This window comes from Mesorhizobium sp. WSM4848 (assembly GCF_055811375.1).
Window position 1 is genome coordinate 1 of record NZ_JBVVPX010000024.1, and the last position, 19,621, is coordinate 19,621.

At 56.4% G+C, this 19,621-nt stretch carries 17 protein-coding genes; 8 read left to right on the forward strand and 9 right to left on the reverse strand.

The features are described from left to right. On the reverse strand, positions 1–317 hold a 317-nt coding region (locus tag AC0L16_RS20960), incomplete at its 3' end, for a transposase family protein (protein ID WP_473622972.1). Positions 318–413: 96 nt separating this feature from the next. Here AC0L16_RS20960 and AC0L16_RS20965 point away from each other — a divergent pair. The 3 genes from AC0L16_RS20965 (at position 414) to AC0L16_RS20975 (ending at position 3,082) form a co-directional block, all read left to right on the forward strand. Beyond that, the gene (locus AC0L16_RS20965) at positions 414–695 is read left to right on the forward strand and encodes a hypothetical protein (RefSeq protein ID WP_473622973.1); all 282 of its coding nucleotides are present in this window, start codon (positions 414–416) and stop codon (positions 693–695) included. Positions 696–846: 151 nt separating this feature from the next. Beyond that, positions 847–2,328, forward strand: a complete 1,482-nt coding sequence (locus AC0L16_RS20970) for an ATP-grasp domain-containing protein (protein WP_473622974.1) — start codon at positions 847–849, stop codon at positions 2,326–2,328. Beyond that, positions 2,321–3,082, forward strand: coding sequence for a DUF2334 domain-containing protein (locus AC0L16_RS20975; protein WP_473622976.1), 762 nt, complete (start codon positions 2,321–2,323; stop codon positions 3,080–3,082). Before AC0L16_RS20970 ends, AC0L16_RS20975 begins: the two co-directional genes overlap by 8 nt. 140 nt (positions 3,083–3,222) lie before the next feature. Here the strand turns inward: AC0L16_RS20975 and AC0L16_RS20980 are convergent, their stop codons facing one another. Then, a complete protein-coding gene (locus tag AC0L16_RS20980) occupies positions 3,223–3,489 on the reverse strand; it encodes a hypothetical protein (RefSeq protein ID WP_473622977.1) in 267 nt (88 codons plus the stop codon). A gap of 169 nt (positions 3,490–3,658) precedes the next feature. Between AC0L16_RS20980 and AC0L16_RS20985 the strand changes: the two genes are divergently transcribed. Beyond that, positions 3,659–4,510 carry a hypothetical protein gene (locus AC0L16_RS20985; RefSeq protein ID WP_473622978.1) on the forward strand — a complete coding sequence of 284 codons (852 nt, stop codon included), beginning with the start codon at positions 3,659–3,661 and terminating at the stop codon, positions 4,508–4,510. Between the two features lie 98 nt (positions 4,511–4,608). Here AC0L16_RS20985 and AC0L16_RS20990 read toward each other — a convergent pair whose 3' ends face one another. From AC0L16_RS20990 to AC0L16_RS21020, 7 genes are all read right to left on the reverse strand, one after another. After that, the gene (locus AC0L16_RS20990) at positions 4,609–5,748 is read right to left on the reverse strand and encodes a hypothetical protein (RefSeq protein ID WP_473622980.1); all 1,140 of its coding nucleotides are present in this window, start codon (positions 5,746–5,748) and stop codon (positions 4,609–4,611) included. 207 nt (positions 5,749–5,955) lie between these two features. After that, positions 5,956–7,437, reverse strand: coding sequence for a lipopolysaccharide biosynthesis protein (locus AC0L16_RS20995; RefSeq protein WP_473622981.1), 1,482 nt, complete (start codon positions 7,435–7,437; stop codon positions 5,956–5,958). Between the two features lie 447 nt (positions 7,438–7,884). Further along, complete coding sequence (locus AC0L16_RS21000) at positions 7,885–9,150, reverse strand: glycosyltransferase (protein WP_473622982.1); 1,266 nt, start codon at positions 9,148–9,150, stop codon at positions 7,885–7,887. 99 nt (positions 9,151–9,249) lie between these two features. Beyond that, positions 9,250–10,500 carry a glycosyltransferase gene (locus AC0L16_RS21005; RefSeq protein WP_473622984.1) on the reverse strand — a complete coding sequence of 417 codons (1,251 nt, stop codon included), beginning with the start codon at positions 10,498–10,500 and terminating at the stop codon, positions 9,250–9,252. A 579-nt stretch (positions 10,501–11,079) separates the two neighbouring features. After that, positions 11,080–12,057, reverse strand: a complete 978-nt coding sequence (locus tag AC0L16_RS21010) for a nitroreductase family protein (protein WP_473622986.1) — start codon at positions 12,055–12,057, stop codon at positions 11,080–11,082. Between the two features lie 22 nt (positions 12,058–12,079). Next, positions 12,080–13,246, reverse strand: coding sequence for a polysaccharide pyruvyl transferase family protein (locus AC0L16_RS21015; RefSeq protein ID WP_473622987.1), 1,167 nt, complete (start codon positions 13,244–13,246; stop codon positions 12,080–12,082). A 49-nt stretch (positions 13,247–13,295) separates the two neighbouring features. Further along, positions 13,296–13,598, reverse strand: coding sequence for a glycosyltransferase (locus AC0L16_RS21020; protein ID WP_473622988.1), 303 nt, complete (start codon positions 13,596–13,598; stop codon positions 13,296–13,298). 346 nt (positions 13,599–13,944) lie between these two features. Between AC0L16_RS21020 and AC0L16_RS21025 the strand changes: the two genes are divergently transcribed. The 4 genes from AC0L16_RS21025 to AC0L16_RS21040 are packed head-to-tail and all read left to right on the forward strand — an operon-like array spanning position 13,945 to position 19,557. Further along, complete coding sequence (locus AC0L16_RS21025) at positions 13,945–16,578, forward strand: SGNH/GDSL hydrolase family protein (RefSeq protein WP_473622990.1); 2,634 nt, start codon at positions 13,945–13,947, stop codon at positions 16,576–16,578. Then, entirely contained in the window at positions 16,575–16,835 is a 261-nt protein-coding gene (locus AC0L16_RS21030; protein ID WP_077378588.1) for an acyl carrier protein, read from the forward strand. The genes AC0L16_RS21025 and AC0L16_RS21030 overlap by 4 nt, the downstream gene beginning before the upstream one ends. An 8-nt stretch (positions 16,836–16,843) precedes the next feature. Next, the gene (locus AC0L16_RS21035) at positions 16,844–18,409 is read left to right on the forward strand and encodes an amino acid adenylation domain-containing protein (protein ID WP_473622991.1); all 1,566 of its coding nucleotides are present in this window, start codon (positions 16,844–16,846) and stop codon (positions 18,407–18,409) included. Continuing rightward, on the forward strand, positions 18,409–19,557 hold the full coding sequence (locus AC0L16_RS21040) for an acyl-CoA dehydrogenase family protein (RefSeq protein ID WP_473622992.1): 1,149 nt from the start codon (positions 18,409–18,411) through the stop codon (positions 19,555–19,557). The genes AC0L16_RS21035 and AC0L16_RS21040 overlap by 1 nt, the downstream gene beginning before the upstream one ends. The last annotated feature ends 64 nt before the right edge of the window (positions 19,558–19,621 follow it).

A 19,621-nucleotide genomic window follows, 5' to 3' on the forward strand; every position in this document is an offset into this window, starting at 1 on the left:
GCAACGAAGGCAAGAAAGCAGGAGGCGAACAGGTCCGGTCCGATCCGGTTCATCACCACCCGCAGCCAATCGGCGCAAGGAATGCCGAAATGGTAGGGCTGCAGACGCCGCAGGAAGTCGAGATGCCTGTTCCCCCACAGAACGATGTCGTCATAGTCGTCGCAAGCCGCCATCGTGCCGCAGACAACCAACAGCAGCACCTCGCTCAGCGGATACATCACCTTGCAGGACTGGCGATTGTCCTTGATGGCCGAAAAATGCTCCAAAAGGCTCTTGCGGCGCGCGGCTACGTCTTGGCTCATGGCTTCCTCTCGAATCATGGAAGCCTCTTGAATCACGCCAACCTACGCCGTGCCACAAATTACAACTCGCCGTTAACCTGAACTCGTTGCCCTGGATCCACCGGCCACTGCTTGCGTTACACCCCCATTCCGGGATATATTAGCGCCGGAACTTCCAGCATCTACCTAGCAATCCTTGCCGTGGTGATGGCCATCGTCTTTGTCTTCGCCCAGTTGTTCGAAGCTCCGGGGTCATCCATCAAGCTGTATTTGCGAGGCATGTTTTCGGATCGCCCTAAAACTCAAGCCGTGCAGGCGGTGAGCGTGTCGGAGCCCGAGGCGATGAGTCAGAACGTCCAACCTGCTAACAGGCAAGTAACACTGGCCCCACTCTCGAGCCTCGAATTGGACTGAAAAAAGTCGTTGGCGCGCCCTATGACAAGACCCCCCAAATAACAACTCCCGATTATTAACGATTATGAAGATTGCCTTAGTTGACGCAACCGATCGAGCCGGCCTTGCGGTGTGTCGATCCTTGGGTCGAGCCGGGCACGATATTACACACGTGCAGTTTGGAAACAACAAGAGAGTAGCCGATTTATCAAGGTATTGTCGCAATCGGGTTGCAATCGGAAATCCAAATATTGATTTGCCTCGATCAGCATTAAATCTTGCAACGGCACTTGGAGATATTGACTATGTTATTCCTATAACAGATGGCGCTGTTGAACTTGTATACTATGCTCGTGACAATATAAAAACTACGATACTAGGCCCTCCATTCTGCTCTCTTCAGAAGGCAAAGAACAAGCTCGCCGCGATTTCCTTGGTAGCGCCTTGGTTGAAGGCCCCGCCAACGTCGCTGGTTCCGCCTAACGGCGACATTTCTGGAATCGAATTCCCCTGCTTTGCCAAGCCAATCTTCTCGTCTCACATTGTTGACGATCGACTGATCGGAACATCGGTCTCTTTCGTCAAGACAGCTAATGAGCTAGAGCGCAAGATCAGAGACACGCCTGTGCCTCTTTTGATCCAGGAGCCCATCTCGGGCCCGGGCGCAGGGATAAACTTCGCCTCATATCAGGGACAGCTTCTCGGTGTCTCCGTCACGGAACGGCTGCACGAGCCGGGCTATGGTGGCGGGAGCTCTTACAGGCGCTCTGGGAAAGTAACAGACCTTATTATAGAGGTTGCTAGCGGCCTTAGCGCTGCCCTTGAGTGGACGGGCGTGATGATGATTGAATGCAAGCGCCACGATGGAGAACTTTACCTGATGGAGTTAAATTGTCGTCCTTGGGGTTCGTTCAATCTCTCCCTCTTTGCCGGCGCGGATTATCCCACCTTAGTTTTGAACGCCTTTCAGGGTATGGGAACCGGTAAACTTGTGGTGGCGCGTGAAAACGTTTTCGCCAGGCATCTAAAGAAGGACATTGGCTGGGTTCTTCGAAATCCCCAGAAACTATTTCATTGGCTCGCTTCTTTCCGAATGGTGTTCTCTGGGACAGAGCAATTCGACATTGAGCGATTATCAGATCCTTTGCCAGGAATGTATCAGTTTGTCACTGCAGTTGGTCCCTTGTACTCAAAAGCCGTCCTTCGCCTTCCGCATCGGACGGAGCGCCATGCGATTGATGTGTCCAAAGGGGTGGTATTTATCTGCAAGGGCAATGTGAATCGCAGCGTTGTGGCCGCCTATGTTGCCAATCAATTGGGCATTCCGGCCAAATCGGGATGTTTACTGACAAGGTCCGACCGGCGCGCTTCAATTGAAGTCGAAAGGTATATCGAAGGAACTCTTGGCACGAGCGCAGCGGGTCACCGTACGACAGTTCTGGAGCGTGCGATCTCGGGAGCAGAGAACGTCGTCGTATTCGAAAGTCGCCATGTCAACGAGGTCCGTAGGAGGGTCCCGCGCCATAAGGTATTTCTGCTGAGTGAACTCGCTGGAGAAAGCGGAGATGTGGCGGACCCGGACGGCAGGTCCTCAGACGTTTACGAAGAGTGTTTTCGCCGAATAACCGATCTGGTGAGGAAAGCGTTTGGCTAAACTCGTGATCAGGGTCGACGATATCCACCCAAGAATGAAGTGGGCAACTTTCATGCGCTTCGTCGAAGGATTGTCGCGCCGCGGCTTCACGGCCACACTTGGCGTTATCCCGGAGTGCATGGACGCCCAGCTTTGCCACGATGCCCCGAGGAAGGAATTCTGGGATACGATACGCCAGCTTTCCACCGAGGGATGGATAGTTGCACAGCATGGGTACAGGCACGTCTACGACATCAGCCACGCCAACTACCTTGGCATCAGAAATCGAAGCGAGTTCGCAGGTCATCCGCTTGACATACAGGTCGAAAGACTTGCGGCGGGAGCCGAAATATTGCTTGCCGAAGGGCTAAGGTCCGACGTGTTCATGGCACCTTGGCATACATTCGACAACACTACTCTAAAAGCTTTGGAGCGCACTGGCTTCCGTTATGTTACCGATGGCTACGGTTTTTGGCCATATCCGGAGGGTGAAATTATAATGGTTCCGCAGCTATTCGCGCGACCGCACGGGTGGCGACTCGGCGTCTACACGTCATGCATCCATCTTGATGGAATGTCCTATGTAGAAATCGAAAGGATGGTAGGGGGTCTGCAACGGTTTGAAGTGGTCAGTCTGTATGAGGCTGCCAAGCTGCCGCGGCCGCTGACTATGTCTGTTCTGTCCCGGCACGCTACCAAAACCGCTATCCTTGCTCGTCGGTTGGTTAGGGATCAGATCAAAAAGGTACGCGCGGCAGTGCAGCCAACCCGCTAACACCTCATTAGAGGGTAAGTTTCCTCTGGCTCTCATCATTGCGGCCGCTTCCGAACACGATCCTATCCGTATCCGAGGACCGGAGCACGTGATGCTCAGGTCTCCGGTTGGAACCGGCCCAACCGCCAAGGAACCGAACATCAGCGCGCGCCTTTGTAACTCGGCAAGTACATGCCGAGCCGATAAGTCACGCCATTGATCACAGAACACATCAGAGAATGCAGCGAACCATCAACTTCACAATCATTTCCGGGAACAGACCAGGGGATGCCAGGAGTGAGCTTTCGGCTGCGAGCCTTGCGCCGGACCGGCGGCGCGAGCACCCGTCCTGGGCGATCGGCGGTCGCCAGCACAAGGGCGGCGCATGCGGCCCGCGCCAGGTCCCGGCGAGAAAGGCGGTTGGTCATTGTCGTGTGCCAATAATTGCTGGTTTCGGGATGAGACTCCGCATGGACACCCGTTACTTACTATCGCGCTTCTCCTCACAAGCTCCGCAGCATATCATAGGTTTCAGTTTAGCCTTTCCACGACGGCCAGGGAAGTGAGTCGCGCCTGATGCGATAACGGAGAAAGCAGATGCAGACCGCTGACAGGATCGGTGCTTCGCCTCCCACCAGGCCGGGCAAAGTTCTTCCGCCCAATGCGCTTCTATTGAATTGCTTTGGCCGAGGTGGGTCAAACATTGTCTGGAATATCATCGGCAGCTCGCCGGATGTGTTGATGCCATACCGCGAATGGCATGAGGGGGTATTCGGACGTTTCTACAAGCTGCGCAAGGCTGCGTGCCATGTTGGCGGGGCCGTCAACTGGGCGTCTGTTCCCTTCCTCTGGCGGCATATGCGCGCAGCGACTGCCGAGTCGCTCCGCCACGGGGAGCGCAACGAAAAGTCCCAAGCGCGCTACGTCGTTTTGAAGGTGATGGATTACTACATCGCATTCGACGACGCGATTGCGCGCGGGTTTATGGAAGCGCGGAACCTTGTGCTTACGCGGCATCCATTACCGATGTGCGAAGGGCTCATACGCAGCGGTCTCAGCGAGGCGCGCGCGATCAAATGGTACAATGATGTGACTAGCCTAATGTTCAAAGCCTCGGGAAAGCCTGATGCGCTATTGCTTCGATTCGAGGACTTGATCCAATCACCGGATACCTTTGTAAAAAGCCTTTACGACGCGCTCGGCATAGCAGCAGCGGAGGACGGAAGGATCCGGTTTAAGGTCAAATCATTTGGGACGGAGCGGACGACGAACACAAACGCCACAACTGGCGAAAAGCTGCGGATAAGGTTGGATGAAGCACCCGATCACATCGCACTAGACGTTAACACCCGAGCGGTTGCCCGCCTCGATCGTTCAGCACGACAGCGGATTTGGACAGACACCCGCGCAACTGCGGAATTGTTCGACTATGGAGCTGACAATTTCTGAGTTTGTGCAGTTAACGGCGTTTGCCGATTGGCCCGGAATAGGCACGGGATAGGCGTAGACAAGTTCACGGTATCCAGTCCTTAGCGCCCGGCAGCCGGTCATTGAAATCGGTTTGTTGCCTCCAACAGCAATCTGCGTATGCCGCTGCCGCGCGCAAAGTCGAATATCAATGAGAGAAAAGGCAATCGCCTGCGAGTGAAGGAGGCCCATCGCCTCAGAATGCGCTCCAGACGGAAGCCCATCCGACCTTGAACAGCGTTGTAGTGGAATTCGATCTCCTTTCTCTTCTCGAGCGCAAGTCCCGGGTAGGGCTGCCACGTGGCCTTGGCCGCATCGAGATCGAGTTGCGGAAAGGGGGGCAGAGAAAACTCCGCCTGTAGCAACTTCATACTTGGTTCCAGCCTTGATAGGAGGTCGGCTCTCTCATCGGGTGAAAGGTATTCGTGATTATTGTCGGGATTCGTCACTCTCCGATCAACCAATGCATAGATCTTTCGTTCCAGCCGCCGCTCAGAAAACAGGATATGCTCGTTTTTGAGGCGCTTATACTCCAAGACATCTCGGCTCAGGCGTTCATTAGCCCGACGATAGGGCCGTACGAATGCGGAGAGATACTCGATCCCGACGACATTCTTCATGAAATCACCGATCAGATTCGGCAGCGCCGACTCGTAGACGCGTACCAAACACGCGCTGCTTCCAAAGACTTCGCGCCAGATGGACAGGCAGTGACGATAATCCAAACTATCCTCGATCGTGTTTAGAAAGTCGATGACATCTCCGGTGAACAGAACACCGCGCTTGACGTTCTGATTATACATTGACTCAAGCCAATGATCCGGTCTTCTCACATAACACAGCACACGGCATTCCATCTTCGCCGGAATGGAAGCACGCAACCGTTCGATCAAATTGCGCTCCTGTGATAGGGCGTCGGCGCTGGATTTATTGGCCATGAAACGCGCAAGGTATCTGATCAAATAAAGGTTTTCAGAACTTGCAATGATCGTGTGCGCTCCGTCTCGTTCGGCCGCCCTCAGATGATGCAGGAAGAATGCCTGGAAGTTGTCCGTGCCGGATAGCAAATAGCTGTTGGTAACACTGTTGAAATTGAACTGGTTTGGAGGTACAGCATAGTAAATTCTTCTCTCTCGGAGCTTCTTTGCATTCGCGGAAAGAAAATATTGTAGCGCAGTTGTTCCTGTCTTGCTCGTGCCAATGTGGAGGATAAGCTTCATCTGGCATTTCCTTGCCTGATAGCCGGCATACATGACACCGGCTTCACAAACGGTCTCGCCCCTGAGCCGGTTACAGTAAGGGGGCGTCGTGACTGAACTCCGTCGACTGTATCGTCAAGCCTCCGTACCTTCATGATGCATTCCATATCCTCTGATGGTCTGTCGCAAGACACGCCGAGAACGCAGGTATTGTGGGGCTATGCAAATCTAATGCATTCGGTTTGTTTGCTTGGATGTTAGCGTTTGCAGAACTTCCGCGCCATATTTCCCGAAGAGGAGCGACGCTCTCAGATAGACAGTGACAGCGGACAATGTACCTGTAACGAACAGCCCGGTCGCGAGCACAAGATAGTCGGGCGATCCGGCAAGCAGCATTTTGACCGCCGAGCCGGTGGCGAACACCGCAGCGGCGAATGCGACAGGCGGCACATGGACGAGCGCGAAATCCAGAGCTGATAATCCTGTCATCCGACAACCGACCGCCGCATAAAGGATGAAACTCGTCGCGATGGCGCCGGACACTGCAAAGGCCACCGCGTTCACGCCGTAGGGCGCTGAGAGCAATGCGAATGAAGCGACAAGTGACATATAAACGAACGCCATGAAGGCTGTTTGGTAACTTTGGCCTGTCGCAAGCATCACGGCTCCGGAAACTCTATAACCTAGGCGGAAATACATTACCATAGAGAACACGGTAATAGGAACGACGGCATCCATCCACTTTTCGCCGAGGACAGTCAACACAACCTCTTTTGCAAAACAGCATAGAAACGCACTGGTCGGTATAGAGAGCGCAGCAGTCAAAGCATACGCCTTGAGCTGAGCGCTGCGTAGTCGCGCCTTGTCGTGATGAACCTTCGACAGAAGTGGGAAAACGACGCTCTTGTTCAGATTGCCGAACAGATTTGCCGGCATTGCGATCAGATAATATGCTCGCGAGTAAATGCCAAGCTCTGCAGTACCGATCAACCGTGCCACAATTATATTGTCTATATATTTGGCGGTGAAGCTCGATATACCGGCCAGCGAATAGCCCAGGCTCTGGCTGCGGATATCGCGGTAGGACTGCATGTCGAAACGGGGACTCACGAGATAGTCCCTGGCAATGAAAAAATAGATGCTGGCCAGGATGAACGCCTCGGCCATGTACGCGACCACCAAGGCCCAATAGCTGAGCCCAAAATAGGCAAGCGGAATGGCTAGGCCGACGTGGGAAGCAATCCATGCGACCAGCCTCGCCATGGAGGATATTTTGAATTTCAGGTGCCGCGACAGAAGGGCCTCGGTGGTCAGATTGAACGCGTTCGCGACCATCATCACCGCAAGGACGCGCGAAACGAGGACCAATTCCGGCACACGAAGAAAATCGGCAATCTGCCGTGCAAACACCCATTGAAGCAAGCCGAGAATGGCAGCCATCATCATGGACAAGGAAACTACGGTTCCGACATGGCGCTCCTCGATGTCCCGTCGCTGGACCACAACTTGCGACATGCCGAGATTGGCAAGGTTATTGCCGATGGCTGCTATGATCATCGCAGCGCCGACAATGCCGTACTCTCGGGGGGAGAGCAGGCGCGCGAGAACGGCCGTGACCAGGACATGCAATAAGATTCGGGCCAGCAGAGTTGTGCCCGACCAGGAAAGTCCCCGGGCAGCCTCGCGTGTCAAATTCCGGTTTTCGTTCACGCGCCTACCACCCTGACTGAGAACAATGCGCTCAACTACTTGAGACGGCTCAATGCAACGACAAGCATCCTGTGCATCCCAGTGGCGCGCACCATCTCAAGCGCCAACGACAGAAACGGCAATCGCCGACGCGCTATGGACACCATCCGCTTGAAAAAACGCTCCAGCCGGAGGTCCATCTGCGCCTAAGCCACTTCATGATGGCATTCGCAGCTCACCAGCGCTACGCCCGAAAACATCCCGTCAAACCGATAGATAGCGGTGGTAGTCCGGTGTTGTTCCCGCTTGGGGTACCAATATTGGAGGATGAGCCTCATCTGGTTTGTTCCCTCGGCGGCAGCTTCTTGCCCCCATTCAAACGCAGAGGCGGAAGCCGCTCACTGAACCCGGTCTTGTTGCCTTCAACAACAATCTGCGGATGCCGCTGCCGCGCGCAAAGGATGAGCTTCATGTGCGATTCACACTCTGGACGCGGAGCGAAGAGGTCCCTTCCTTGAGAAGAGCCGCGTAGAGCTTCATTTGCTCTTGGGCAGCCCTCTCCATGCTGAAGCGCATTGCGATGGTGTTCACTGCTTGCTCTCCCATGTCATCGCGCTTGGCCTTCGATAGGCCGAGTGCGCGACGAAGGAGTCCGCAATACTCCACATGCGAGCGAGCCACAAAGCCGCTGTACTCATGCTCCACAATGTCGGACGCACCGCTGACATCGGTGACGATCGGCACCACGCCGCAACTCATGGCCTCGAGCAGGGCGTTTGACATGCCTTCCGACACCGAGGTGGAAAGATAGAAATCTGCGTCCCACAGAAAAGGAAAGACATCTTCGACCGCGCCGGCGAACGTGACCCTGCCGGAAAGGCCCAACCGGGCCGCCTGTTCCTCGAGAGTGGCGCGGCACTGGCCATCGCCCAGGATGGTGAGTTGCGCCTTTGCCTGAGCGGGAAGTGCCGCGAATGCGTCGAGCATGTGCTCGACGCATTTTTCCGGATCGAGACGACCAAGGCAGATAAAGCGTCGGCTGCCATCGGCGCTCGGCTCGCGGTGCGGCATGCGGGGCAGATCGATCCCATTCGGAATCATATGAATGCGATCCGCGTCGATGCCATGTCTCTTCAGATCACCAGCGATCTGGCGGCTATTGGCGATGAAGGCCGTGACGTGACGTTTAATCAAGGCGGACGCCCAGCGACCGATGATTTTCTTCTCGCGCACAACGTCGAGATCGAAACCCCGTCCGCCCCGGCCCAATTTTGCGAGAACCGGTTTGCGCAGGAGGGCTCCTGCCAATGCCGCCGGAACAGCGTGAAGTCGGGCATGGATGATATGTACGACATCGAATTCGTCGCGACGGTGCAGCATCCAGATCAAAACCTGGACGTACCACGACAGGAACGACAGCATATGCCGCCCGCCCAAATACGGAGCCGCGCGCAAACGAAGGCGATGGATAGGCACCCCGTCGATGGCGGACCGTTTCGGGGTCGAGTGCGACAGTCTGGGTGCCAAAATGGTTGCGGAAACGCCGCTTTCAATCAGCACCCGAGCAAATCGCCGCGCCTGTTGTTCGCCGCCGCCATATGACTCAGGAAAATAGGTTGGGAGCACGAGCAGAACTCGAATGCTGGGAAGAGCTTCGGCTGGCGCGGTCTTCATCGGATGAGCAGAGACAATTTCTGTTACAATCATATCAATCCGCGGGATAGCGTTATCCACTTATCGTCCAGATCGACGCACCCGAAATCGGTAAAGCATGCATCGCTAACCAATCCCACAACCTGCCCGATCACTGTCAAACGCATAGGTCACACCCGTTCATCGCGGAAGCGCCACATTTCGGACAGGAGGTATTGTTGATACTCCCTTGCTTGCCCGATGCTGGTCAAGAGCCTCGCGGTAAATGGCATCGGTCCGCTTGCCCATCAGCTTGACGTCCCAGTTCGAAAGATCCGTCGCCGCGGCGGCACCTTGGGCGAGGCAGGCCAGTCTTGCACGATCCTCCAGGAGGGCGGCAATGGCATCGGCCATGGCTGCCAAATCATCCGCGGGTGTAATCACACCGTTGATACCAGGGCGGAGCACTTCACGAAGACCTGGCAGATCGCAAGCGACGCAGGGCTTGCCACCGGCGAGATATTGCATGACCACCCGGGGCAATCCCTCCCGCATGGAACAGAACAGGCAGAGATCCGCGAGCGCGATCAGCCGCTCGGGGTCGTCCCTATAACCGGTAAAGACCACTTGTCGTTCGAGTCCAAGCCGCTTGGCCCGCGATTCCACGGTCGAGCGAAGCGGCCCGTCGCCCGCGAGTACAAGCACCGCGTCGGGTAACCGGACGGCGACTTTGTTGAAAGCGTCCAGAAATTCCGTGTGTCGCTTGCGTGGCTCGAAAGCCGCGATCATCAAGAGCACGGACGGGCGCGGCGCGTCCGGGGTCAAGCGCAACAAATCGCGCCAATCGTCGGGCGGACCGGCGTTGCGAAAACGATCGAGATCGAATCCGGAATGGACGACATAATGTTTGTCTGGATGTCCCACTCCTGCGCTCAAGCATAAGTCGCGGATGCCCTCGCTCACACTGATGAAAGCACTGGTGACTGGCGCTGCCAGCTTTTCCAAGGCGAGATAAGCAAACCGCTCGGCGACGCCGACATTGACAAAAGGCACGATATGCACGCCATGAACGATCGCTGGAACTCCCGCCGCCCATGCGGCGAGCCGCCCGAGAATACCTGCCTTGCTGGTGTGCGTATGCACGATGTCGGCATTCAAGGCGCGGAATCTCCGGGTGAGCGCCAACAATGCCCGCATGTCGGAGACAGGCGAAATGGACCGAGTCAGGCCCGGGACGCCAATGAGTTCCACCCGCGGGTCCACTTTAGCTATGATTTCCGGCTGGACCGTCTCGCCATGTAGCAGGACAACATCATGCCCCCCTTGCGCGGCCCAATTGCAGGAATGGACAGTATTCTCATCAGCACCGCCATTGATGAGACGGGTGATGACATGAGCGATACGCAGTCGACGCCCCAAGTCAATCTTACCTTCCGCGTCCTGTACTTTCATATCGCCGCACCGATCGCGCTGAATTTATCCGTTGGGTGCGTTCCCACGCCCAGCCGCGCTTTTGGTCCATGCGTCCCGATATCGGTGCTACTGCATTGGAGTGACATGCCACGCCCCGGTGGGTGCATGCCGTATGGAGATGAACCCCGAATCCTAAGTGTGCCCTTCCTTCTTGGGTCATGACACATGCAGTCCGTAAGGAGGGTTATTCCAACGGCTTCCAGTCGATCAGATCTAACTTGCTGAATTTAAACGTCTCAGAGAACTGCCGCTGTTACCCCGGGCACAGCGGAGTGATTATTTTGTGGTATACCTTGTACCAATATTTCTCCCTCACCGCGTTTGCGCGAAATCGGATCGGAACCGGACTCGTTCAAAAAAGTAGTGGAGGCAATGCTTTAAGGGACTTATGGGAGGGGCCGGACCCGCAGCTTGCGGATTTTTCGCGTGCTCCACGTTACTTATTGTCGATGTGCGGCGGCAACTGGTTGGCGCGCGCGAGCGGGCAGTCGATCAAGACATTGTCCCTTCCCCGAGAAGCCAGCTTGGTTCGATCGCTCTGCAAGTGCCAGCGGAGACTTACTCCTCGGTTACAAACGAGACCACCTCATCAATCGGCCTGCGCGGCGACCTGGCAAATCTGATGGCAGTACCTGCCATAGGGCCAAGGGCGACGCATGCAATCAATCTCTCGCCTGCTCGAATTCGACCTACGTCACGAATTTGCCGTTCAACTCGACTATCGACCGCGAGATTGAGTGGGCAAGCCACGAGCCGAAGTGCCTCCGCGGCCAACAGGAAATGCATTAGGAACAGCGCACCATCGACATAAATCTGGTTTCGTTGATTGCTTCCTCGCCAGGCCCTTGTGTCTGACGTGACAATGGCCAGGTTTGATATGGACTGTGAAAAGCCTCGCGCCCCGCCCTGCAGGGCGAGTATCTGATCGATTTGATGACGGCCCTGGTAGAGGTATACTCTTGTCGCCTGCCTGTTGCATTGGGATGGCGCACCTTGGGCCAAGCGTACCAACTCCAGCAATGTGGTGCGATCTATTAATTGTTCGTCAAAGTATCTAATCGAGCGACGACACTGAAGTCCTTCCAGGAGTGTGAGGGCTGGCCCCCCAATTGGCAGAACGGCGCTTTGAACCCCGCCGGTGAAGGCGACTCCATCAAGCCCATTGAAACGCTCGACGAATTGACGAACTTTCTCAACAAAGGGCTGCTCAGCCTCTCCTGGTGGATGAAGGTCAACATAGGCGCGAAGTGCGCCGACAGCCATTTCAAGCGGAAACGCCCCTAGCGAGGTGTCGTAGGAGGACACCTCATTCATAAGTCGCTTGATTTTTTCCTGGCCAAAACCGGGCCTCCTGTCCTTTAGAGAAAGGCCCTTCTCAATCGAGTGAGCGTCCACGATTATTCGGTAATATAGCCGCTCTTTCTTGGGAACCAGCAGCGAATCCCCGTTGTAACGTAGGTAATTTCCAACGTCATATACGTAGGAGATGATTACCTTCGCTTGAGCAGACAGAAGAATTTGCAGCTTTCGAAGCATTTTTATAACATCTTAATTTGTTTTACTTGGACGCAGGCAGGGCCCTGTCCAGAAACGTACGGCCAATCTCAGCTAGTTCCCGGAATCGGTTGTCTATCTTCACGTGGTCGTGAACAAGTTTTCCGAGGTTTTCGCACATGTCCAGCAAATTGTCCCTGGCATCCTTGCGGTGAATACACACGTACTGAGAGGGAATGCCCATCAGCGTCATCAAAGCTTCATTCTTAGTGGGGAAGCCGATGGCGGGTCGCCGACTGTCCAGGCAAATTAACGGGCACCGGTTCCGCAGAGCAAATAGTGCCCCATGCATGCGCTCTGACAAGCAGTAGGAGAATTGTGATGCCAGATTTGCCCACTCGATGGGATCTATAGGCTTTTCGGTGAGATCGATGTCTGCGAGGTGATTGCGATCCGAGACCGATACAATCTGCACGCCGCGCGCCCGCAGAGAGGTCGTGGCCTCTGCATAGAGCTCGTGCTGGCCGGCTATCACCAACGCCCGGGGCCGATTGAAATCCACGCCCCAGGAAGCCAGCTTTACGCGCAGGCTTTCATGAGTGGCATTCGAAGTTAGATCGTGAGTGACTGTCGGGTCTGGGGTCAATGTCACACGATCCGCGAGGCTTGGATCTGCCCAGAGGACCATCTCACGTGTCCGCTCGTCCCGCACGCCGATCGCGACAAATTCGTTCAGGCATTTGGCCATCAAGTATCGATTGCGGCGCGGCATTTCGGTCCATTTGGTGCTGCTGCCGGTGCTCGCCGCATATGCTATCTTCGAGCACGCCACTTCTGGCCAGTAGACATTGGGAAATGGGGGACATAGTGGGTTGGTCTGAAGTTTGATCAGCCCACCGAGACGGGAGACGTAGTCGATCTTCCAAACCTCATCGCTACCCACCACAACCGCATCATAGCGGTCACTTACGTAGCGAAACGTTGGTGACCTATCCTCCGAGTAGAACCTCTTGGGGCTGAGCAGCAGTCCATCGGCGAAGGCGGCAAGCGTTCGCTGGCGTGCGTTTGTCGCCGGCCCATAGCCAGTCTCCAGTCGTCTTGGATAGCGGTGGTCCACGATCTCCGCCGGCGAGCCGGGACGCAGGTCCGAAATGCAGCGTTGGAGGGCGAGGCTCTGAAGCTGCGCCCCCTCGTTGTAACCGGTGTGCAAAGTTAGTGTGCCAATCAACATTTAGCAGGTCCGTTGCTATCAACGGCAAGTTGTCCCGTCAAGTAAAGTATCACACCAGCACGTAGGCAACAATTGCCTCCTCGGCCGAATTGTACTTAACGATCTTCAAGGAATAGAGGCTGTTTTCAGGAGCGTTTGACTTTGACATACCTCCCGACACCGAGGTGGAAAGATAGAATTCAGCCTCCCACAGGGATGGAAAGACATTTTCGACCGAGCCAGCGAAAGTGACCCTGCTGGAAAGACCCAACCGGGCCGCCTGTTCCTCGAGAGTGGCGCGGCATTGGCCATCGCCCAGTATAGTGAGTTGCGCCTTTGCCTCGGCGGGAAGTGCCGCGAACTCGTCGATCATGTGCCCGAGCGTTCCGGACTGAGATGGCCAAGGCAGATAGAGCGTCGACTGCCATCGGCGTTCGGCTCGCGGCGCGGATTGCGGGGCAGATCGATCCCATTCGGAATCGGCTTTCAATCGGTCAGATTTAGCTGGCTGGATTTAAGCGACTTAGAGACGGGTCGCTGTTACCTCGGGCACAGCGGAGCGATTTTATCGTGATAAACTTATGTACTGGAACTTCTGCGTTTGCGCGGAACCGGACTCGTTCAAAGAAGTCAAGGCAACGCTCCAAGGACCGGGCGCTTACCCGTCAGGAGATGGGAGTCATGGGAGGGGGAGAACCAGCAGCTTGCGGATCTTTCGCATGCCCCAAAGCTACTTCTTGTCGATGTCCGCCGGCAGCTGGTTGAGGCGCGCGAGCGTGCATTGGATCAAGACATTCTCTCTTCCGTGGTCGGCGGATCCAACGGGGACTGAATCGAGAAGCATCCTGGCTTGGTTCGCCATAGCCGGCGAGCTGGCCCTCTTCATCGCGCTGGTCTATCTCCTCAGGCTCGAGACTAATGCGCTTGTCCGCGTCCTGCTCGTTGCCTTCGCCGGCTGGTGCGTGCACTACTTCCTGCCACAGCGTTACCGGCTGCCGTTTTTCGTGCTGCTCTCGTTCGCGGCTATCGCCGCAGTCTTCGCGAACCTTGGGCCCAACTGGCACCACTGGAGATTTGAGGGCCTCATCGATGCCGCCTGGATCGTCGCCATTGGGCTCGTACTGATCGGAATTGTCCACCTACCCATCGCTTTTGGATGGAGAGTGCTGGCGCTGGTTGGCGCCGGCTGCGGGCTCGCCGCCGCACGAATGGACTGGATTGCGACCCCGTGGACGCGCGCCGTCTGGCCCGTGCTCGCTTCCATGTTCATGTTCCGTCTCATTGTCTATGCGTACGAAATGCGGCGTGAACAGAGGATGGCGACGGTTTCGGAACGTCTCGCGTATTTTTTCATGTTGCCGAACGTGTGCTTCCCGCTCTTTCCGGTCGTAGATTTTAGAACTTTCCGCAGCAGCTACTACAATGCTGACCGGCATTATATTTATCAAACAGGTGTTCAGTGGATGTTTCGCGGCGCTGTCCATTTAATATGCTACCGTATCGTGTACCAGCGGTTTGTGATCGATGCTGCGGACGTACACAATCAGATTGAGCTTTTGCAATTTATCATATGGCCATTTTTACTTTATCTGAAGGTTTCAGGAACATTTCACATAATCACCGGGATTTTGCATTTATTTGGATTCAACCTTCCAGAAACCCACAATCTGTACTTTCTTTCCTCAAGTTTCACAGATTTCTGGCGTCGAATAAATATATACTGGAAGGACTTCATAATGAAAATTGTATACTATCCGTTGTATTTTCGTTTTCGACGCTGGGGAGAGAGCGTAGCGCTGGTTAGCGCGACCCTCCTCGCGTTCCTCGCGACCTGGCTGCTGCACAACTATCAGTGGTTCTGGTTACGTGGCACCTGGGTATTCACCTGGAACGACTTCCTCTTCTGGATGATCCTGGCCGTGCTTGTGACGATCAACGCCCTCTATGAAATGCGGCACGGTCGCACGCGGCGTCTGCGTGGCGGGGCACTAAGCTGGAGCGGTGCGCTGCAAACTGCGGGCCGGACCATTGGCGTATTCGTCGTCATCTCGCTCCTTTGGTCGTTTTGGAGCGCGAGCTCGGTCCCGCAATGGTTCTCGGTCTTCGACACTGTGGGCGTGGAAGGCCCAGGCAAAACGACGCCTGCCCTGGTGCTGCTCGCGGTGGCAGCCATCATTGGCATTCCTGCCCTTGTGCTCGCGCGCGGCAGCGCCGACCGCCAGTACAGTTTCCGGCGGTCGGTTGCGTCGGTCGGTGTCTGCGGGTTGATCGCGGTTTGCATCTCGCTCCCCGTGGTTCGCGATCGCCTCGGCGAGACGGTCAGCACCGCAATGGCCGACATTAGAATGCCGAACCTCAATAGGCGCGACAACGCGAACCTGGAGCGCGGCTACTACGAGAACCTCGTCAATGTCGGCGCATTTAACCCAGAACTGTGGATTGTCTATGGCCAACAACGACACGACGGTTGGGACAATTTGGACAAGACGCCGCTGAGCGAGTTCACGGGTGCGCTTCCCACGATCTATCTGCGTCCACTCTCCCAAGCTGACTATAAGGGAAAGCGGATCCACATCAACCGCTGGGGCATGCGAGATCAGGACTACGAGAAGATTCCTTATCCCGGCACCCTACGAATTGCAATCGTCGGCTCTTCGCACGTCTTCGGCGAGGGCGTCGCGGATGAAGAGATTTTCGAGGGCTTGTTGGAGCGGCGGCTGAATGAGCAGGCGGCCGACAGCGGGTATCGAGATTACGAGATGCTGAACTTCGCCGTCGGGGGCTATGTCCCTCTGGACGTTCTGGCCATCACCGAGGATCGGGTGCTCGCATTCAAACCACAGTACATTTTTTACTTCGAGCACAGCGCGCTTATTCCACGAATGCTAAAGCGTCTCGTGAAAGCAATCCAGAATGGCTCCGCATATCGCTACGACTTCGTGCGCGACATTGTACGCGAGAGCGGGATCGATCCCAGCGCCGACCGCGAGGTGCTTCAAAGAAAGCTCACGCCCTACGGAGAGAGACTTCTGCGTTCAATCTATTCTCGAATCGTGGAAGCCGCGAAGCGAGAAGGTGTCAGGGTCTTTTGGATCTATCTACCCAGACCAGACGAGAGGACCAGTCCCGAGCTGGAGAGGCGCATCGCTTCCGAGGCTGGATTCAACGTTCTCGATCTTTCCAACGTGTATGACGGGCACGACTGGCGGACCCTTCTTGTAGCACCTTGGGACGATCACCCAAACGCCGCCGGCCATCGGCTCATCGCCGACGAGCTTTACGAGGTGCTGCAGCAACACCGGGATCTAATTCCCCTGAACCTTGTGGTTGCTCCGCAAAAGGAGGAACAATGAACGCGATCCAGATCAGGACGATGGCCAGGGATTTCATATTGAAGGAATTCCTGCCTGGCGAAAGGCCGGAGAATCTGACGGATTCAACGGAGCTGATAACTGACGGCATTCTCGACTCGCTGGCGACGCTGAAGCTCGTTGCCTACCTGGAAAAATCCTGCGGTATCGAAATCGCCCCTGACGAACTCGTGCCGGAGAACCTGAACTCTATCGCCCAAATTGCCAATTTCGTTCAGTCGAAGCAGGCGTCCACATAGAGCCCGCCATGACGGTCGCTGCCTTACACGAGTATCTGGAACAGAGCGCGAGGCGGTATCCCCAGACGTGCGCCGCTGTCGAGGCGAGCTCTGGGCAGCAGATCACCTACGGTGAGCTCGACGCGCTGTCGGACCAAGTCCGCGACCATCTGCGTCGGATCGGCGTCCGGCCGGGGGACCGCGTCGGCATTTGCCTTCCAAAATCGATCGCCTCGCTCGCTGTTCTGTTCGGCACCTTAAAAGTGGGCGCGGCCTATGTGCCCGTCGACTCTCTGGCACCGCCTGCGCGTAACGCGTTCATATTTAACGACTGCGGCGTGCGCGCGATTTTCGTGGAGGCGTCCCGAGCCGAAAGTTTGCGCTGTGAGTTAACGCGCTTGGCTGCGGAACCTCGGCTCTTGCCGCTCGACTGGTCCGACGGTTCCTCGCCGCTCGCGACGTATTTGGCGCGCGTGGAAGCCGAGGGCGGCTTGGCAGTGGAGGACGAATCGACGCGGCCGGGGCCGGACAATCTCGCTTACGTTCTTTACACTTCAGGCTCGACCGGCCAGCCGAAGGGTGTGATGCTGACGCATCGCAATGGCTCGAGCTACGTGGACTGGTGTTCCGATATCCTCGCCCCTGACGAGAACGACCGCTTCTCCTCCCATGCGCCTTTCCACTTCGACCTGTCTATTCTCGACATCTTCGTACCGCTGAAGCACGGCGCGACCGTATTCCTCATCGGTGAGGAGCTCGGCAAGAATCCGACCTGGATGGCGTCGGTGATCGCCGAGCGGCGGTTGACCGTCTGGTATTCCACGCCTTCCGTACTCACGCTTCTGGTCGAGCACGGCGGCCTTGATGCTCGCGACGACCACGCTCTTCGGTTCATTCTATTTGCCGGCGAGGTTTTTCCGGTCAAGCACCTGCGCAGGCTAAAGGCTGTGGTCCCACGCGCACGCTACCTGAATCTCTATGGCCCAACCGAAACCAACGTCTGTACCTACTACGAAATCCCGCAGACGATCGCCGAAGACCGCTCGGCGCCGTTTCCGATCGGGCGCGCCTGCTCGCATGTTAAGGCACGCGTGATCGATGCGAATGGTCGCAACGTGCCGCGAGGCCAGGAAGGCGAGCTCGCAATCAGCGGTGCTCCCGTGATGCTGGGCTATTGGAACATGCCTGAGCGAACAAGCACCGCTTTTCATGTCGATTCAAGCGGTCGTTGGTACCGTACCGGCGATGTAGTGATCGAAGGCGATGGCGGAGTCTACACCTTCCGCGGTCGACGCGACCGGATGGTGAAGAGACGGGGATATCGGATCGAACTCGGCGAGATCGAGACGGCGCTCTATCGCCATCCAGCGATCTCCGAGGTGGCGGCGATCGCCCGCTCGGAGGAGTCGGGCGTCTCCATAAAGGTGTTCTATGCCTCGCGCGACGGCCATGCGCTGTCGCTCATCGAGCTGAAGCGGTTCTGCGTCCACAACTTGCCGGCCTACATGGTCCCGGACTGGTTCTCGCATCAGCAGTTACTTCCCAAGACATCGACAGATAAAATCGACTACCAGCATCTGATGAGGATGGAGTAGTGGATTTCGCGCTGAACGAGGAGCAGCGTATCCTGCGTGGCCAGATCCTTCGCTTCGCGCAAGATAAGCTCAATAAAGATGTCAGGCAGCGCGACCGAGACCAAGTATTCCAGCGCGAGTTGTGGGGGGCTTGCGCGCAGATGGGCCTGACCGGCCTGCCAGTCCCCCAGGCCTACGGGGGACCCGGTCTCGATTCCCTGTCCACGGCCATTGCAATCGACGCGCTTGGCTACGGCTGCGAGGATTCCGGCTTGGTCTTCTCGATCTGCGCCCACCTTCTGGCCTGCGTGGTGCCGATTTGGAAGTTCGGCACTGAAGAGCAGAAGAATCGATATCTCCCGGGGCTCTGTGATGGCACTTTGATCGCAGCCAATGCGATGAGCGAACCGGAGTCGGGCTCCGATGCATTTGCGATGCAAACCCGGGCGGAGCCTCATGGCGACGGCTTTCTAATCAACGGCACGAAGACCTTCGTGAGCAACGGGCCGGTGGCAGATGTTGCTGTCGTCTTTGCTGTCACTGACCGCGCCAAGGGGTATTTCGGCGGCATCACGAGCTTCCTCGTGGACCGCGGGCTGCCCGGCTATCTGGTCGCGCAAAAGTTCGAAAAAATGGGACTGCGGACGTCTCCGATCGGGGAGCTTGTCTTCGAGGACGTATTTGTTTCGAAGGACGCTGTTCTCGGTGGAGTGGGCGGCGGCTCCAGGCTGTTCGCTCATAGCATGGACTGGGAGCGGGCGTGCCTATTCGCCAGTCATGTAGGCACCATGGAGCGGCTTCTGGAAAAGGCAGTCGCCTATACGCGCACCCGGCGTCAGTCCGGCCAGGCCATCTCCAAGCACCAGGCGGTCGCCCATAAGATTGCCGACATGAAGATGCAGGTGGAGGCGGCCCGACTGCTCGTCTACAAGGCGGCGTGGGGCCTTGAGCGCTCCCAGTCCGTATCACTCGACGCCGCCGTTTCGAAGCTCTTTGTGAGCGAATCGCTAGTTCGCACCACGCTCGATGTCGTCCAGGTCTTCGGCGGCTATGGTTTCTTGAGCGAATTCGACGTCGAACGTGCCGTGCGTGATGCCATCGGCAGCAAACTCTATTCCGGAACTTCTGAGATACAGCGCAACATTATTGCTGGCTGGCTGGGGCTTTGATGACGGCTGTGGTCAGAACCTGTCCGTGAAGGGCGGCGTGAGCTGTCGCTGGGCCTGCCCTCAG

Coding starts and splice junctions, on each gene's coding strand:
- AC0L16_RS21020 (WP_473622988.1), bottom strand. CDS start 13,598: ATGATCGACGAGTTCGCGGCACTTCCCGCCGAGGCAAAGGCGCAACTC.
- AC0L16_RS20990 (WP_473622980.1), bottom strand. CDS start 5,748: ATGAAGCTTATCCTCCACATTGGCACGAGCAAGACAGGAACAACTGCG.
- AC0L16_RS21025 (WP_473622990.1), top strand. CDS start 13,945: ATGCCCCAAAGCTACTTCTTGTCGATGTCCGCCGGCAGCTGGTTGAGG.
- AC0L16_RS21030 (WP_077378588.1), top strand. CDS start 16,575: ATGAACGCGATCCAGATCAGGACGATGGCCAGGGATTTCATATTGAAG.
- AC0L16_RS20985 (WP_473622978.1), top strand. CDS start 3,659: ATGCAGACCGCTGACAGGATCGGTGCTTCGCCTCCCACCAGGCCGGGC.
- AC0L16_RS21035 (WP_473622991.1), top strand. CDS start 16,844: ATGACGGTCGCTGCCTTACACGAGTATCTGGAACAGAGCGCGAGGCGG.
- AC0L16_RS21015 (WP_473622987.1), bottom strand. CDS start 13,246: ATGTTGATTGGCACACTAACTTTGCACACCGGTTACAACGAGGGGGCG.
- AC0L16_RS20980 (WP_473622977.1), bottom strand. CDS start 3,489: ATGACCAACCGCCTTTCTCGCCGGGACCTGGCGCGGGCCGCATGCGCC.
- AC0L16_RS21005 (WP_473622984.1), bottom strand. CDS start 10,500: ATGAAAGTACAGGACGCGGAAGGTAAGATTGACTTGGGGCGTCGACTG.
- AC0L16_RS21010 (WP_473622986.1), bottom strand. CDS start 12,057: ATGCTTCGAAAGCTGCAAATTCTTCTGTCTGCTCAAGCGAAGGTAATC.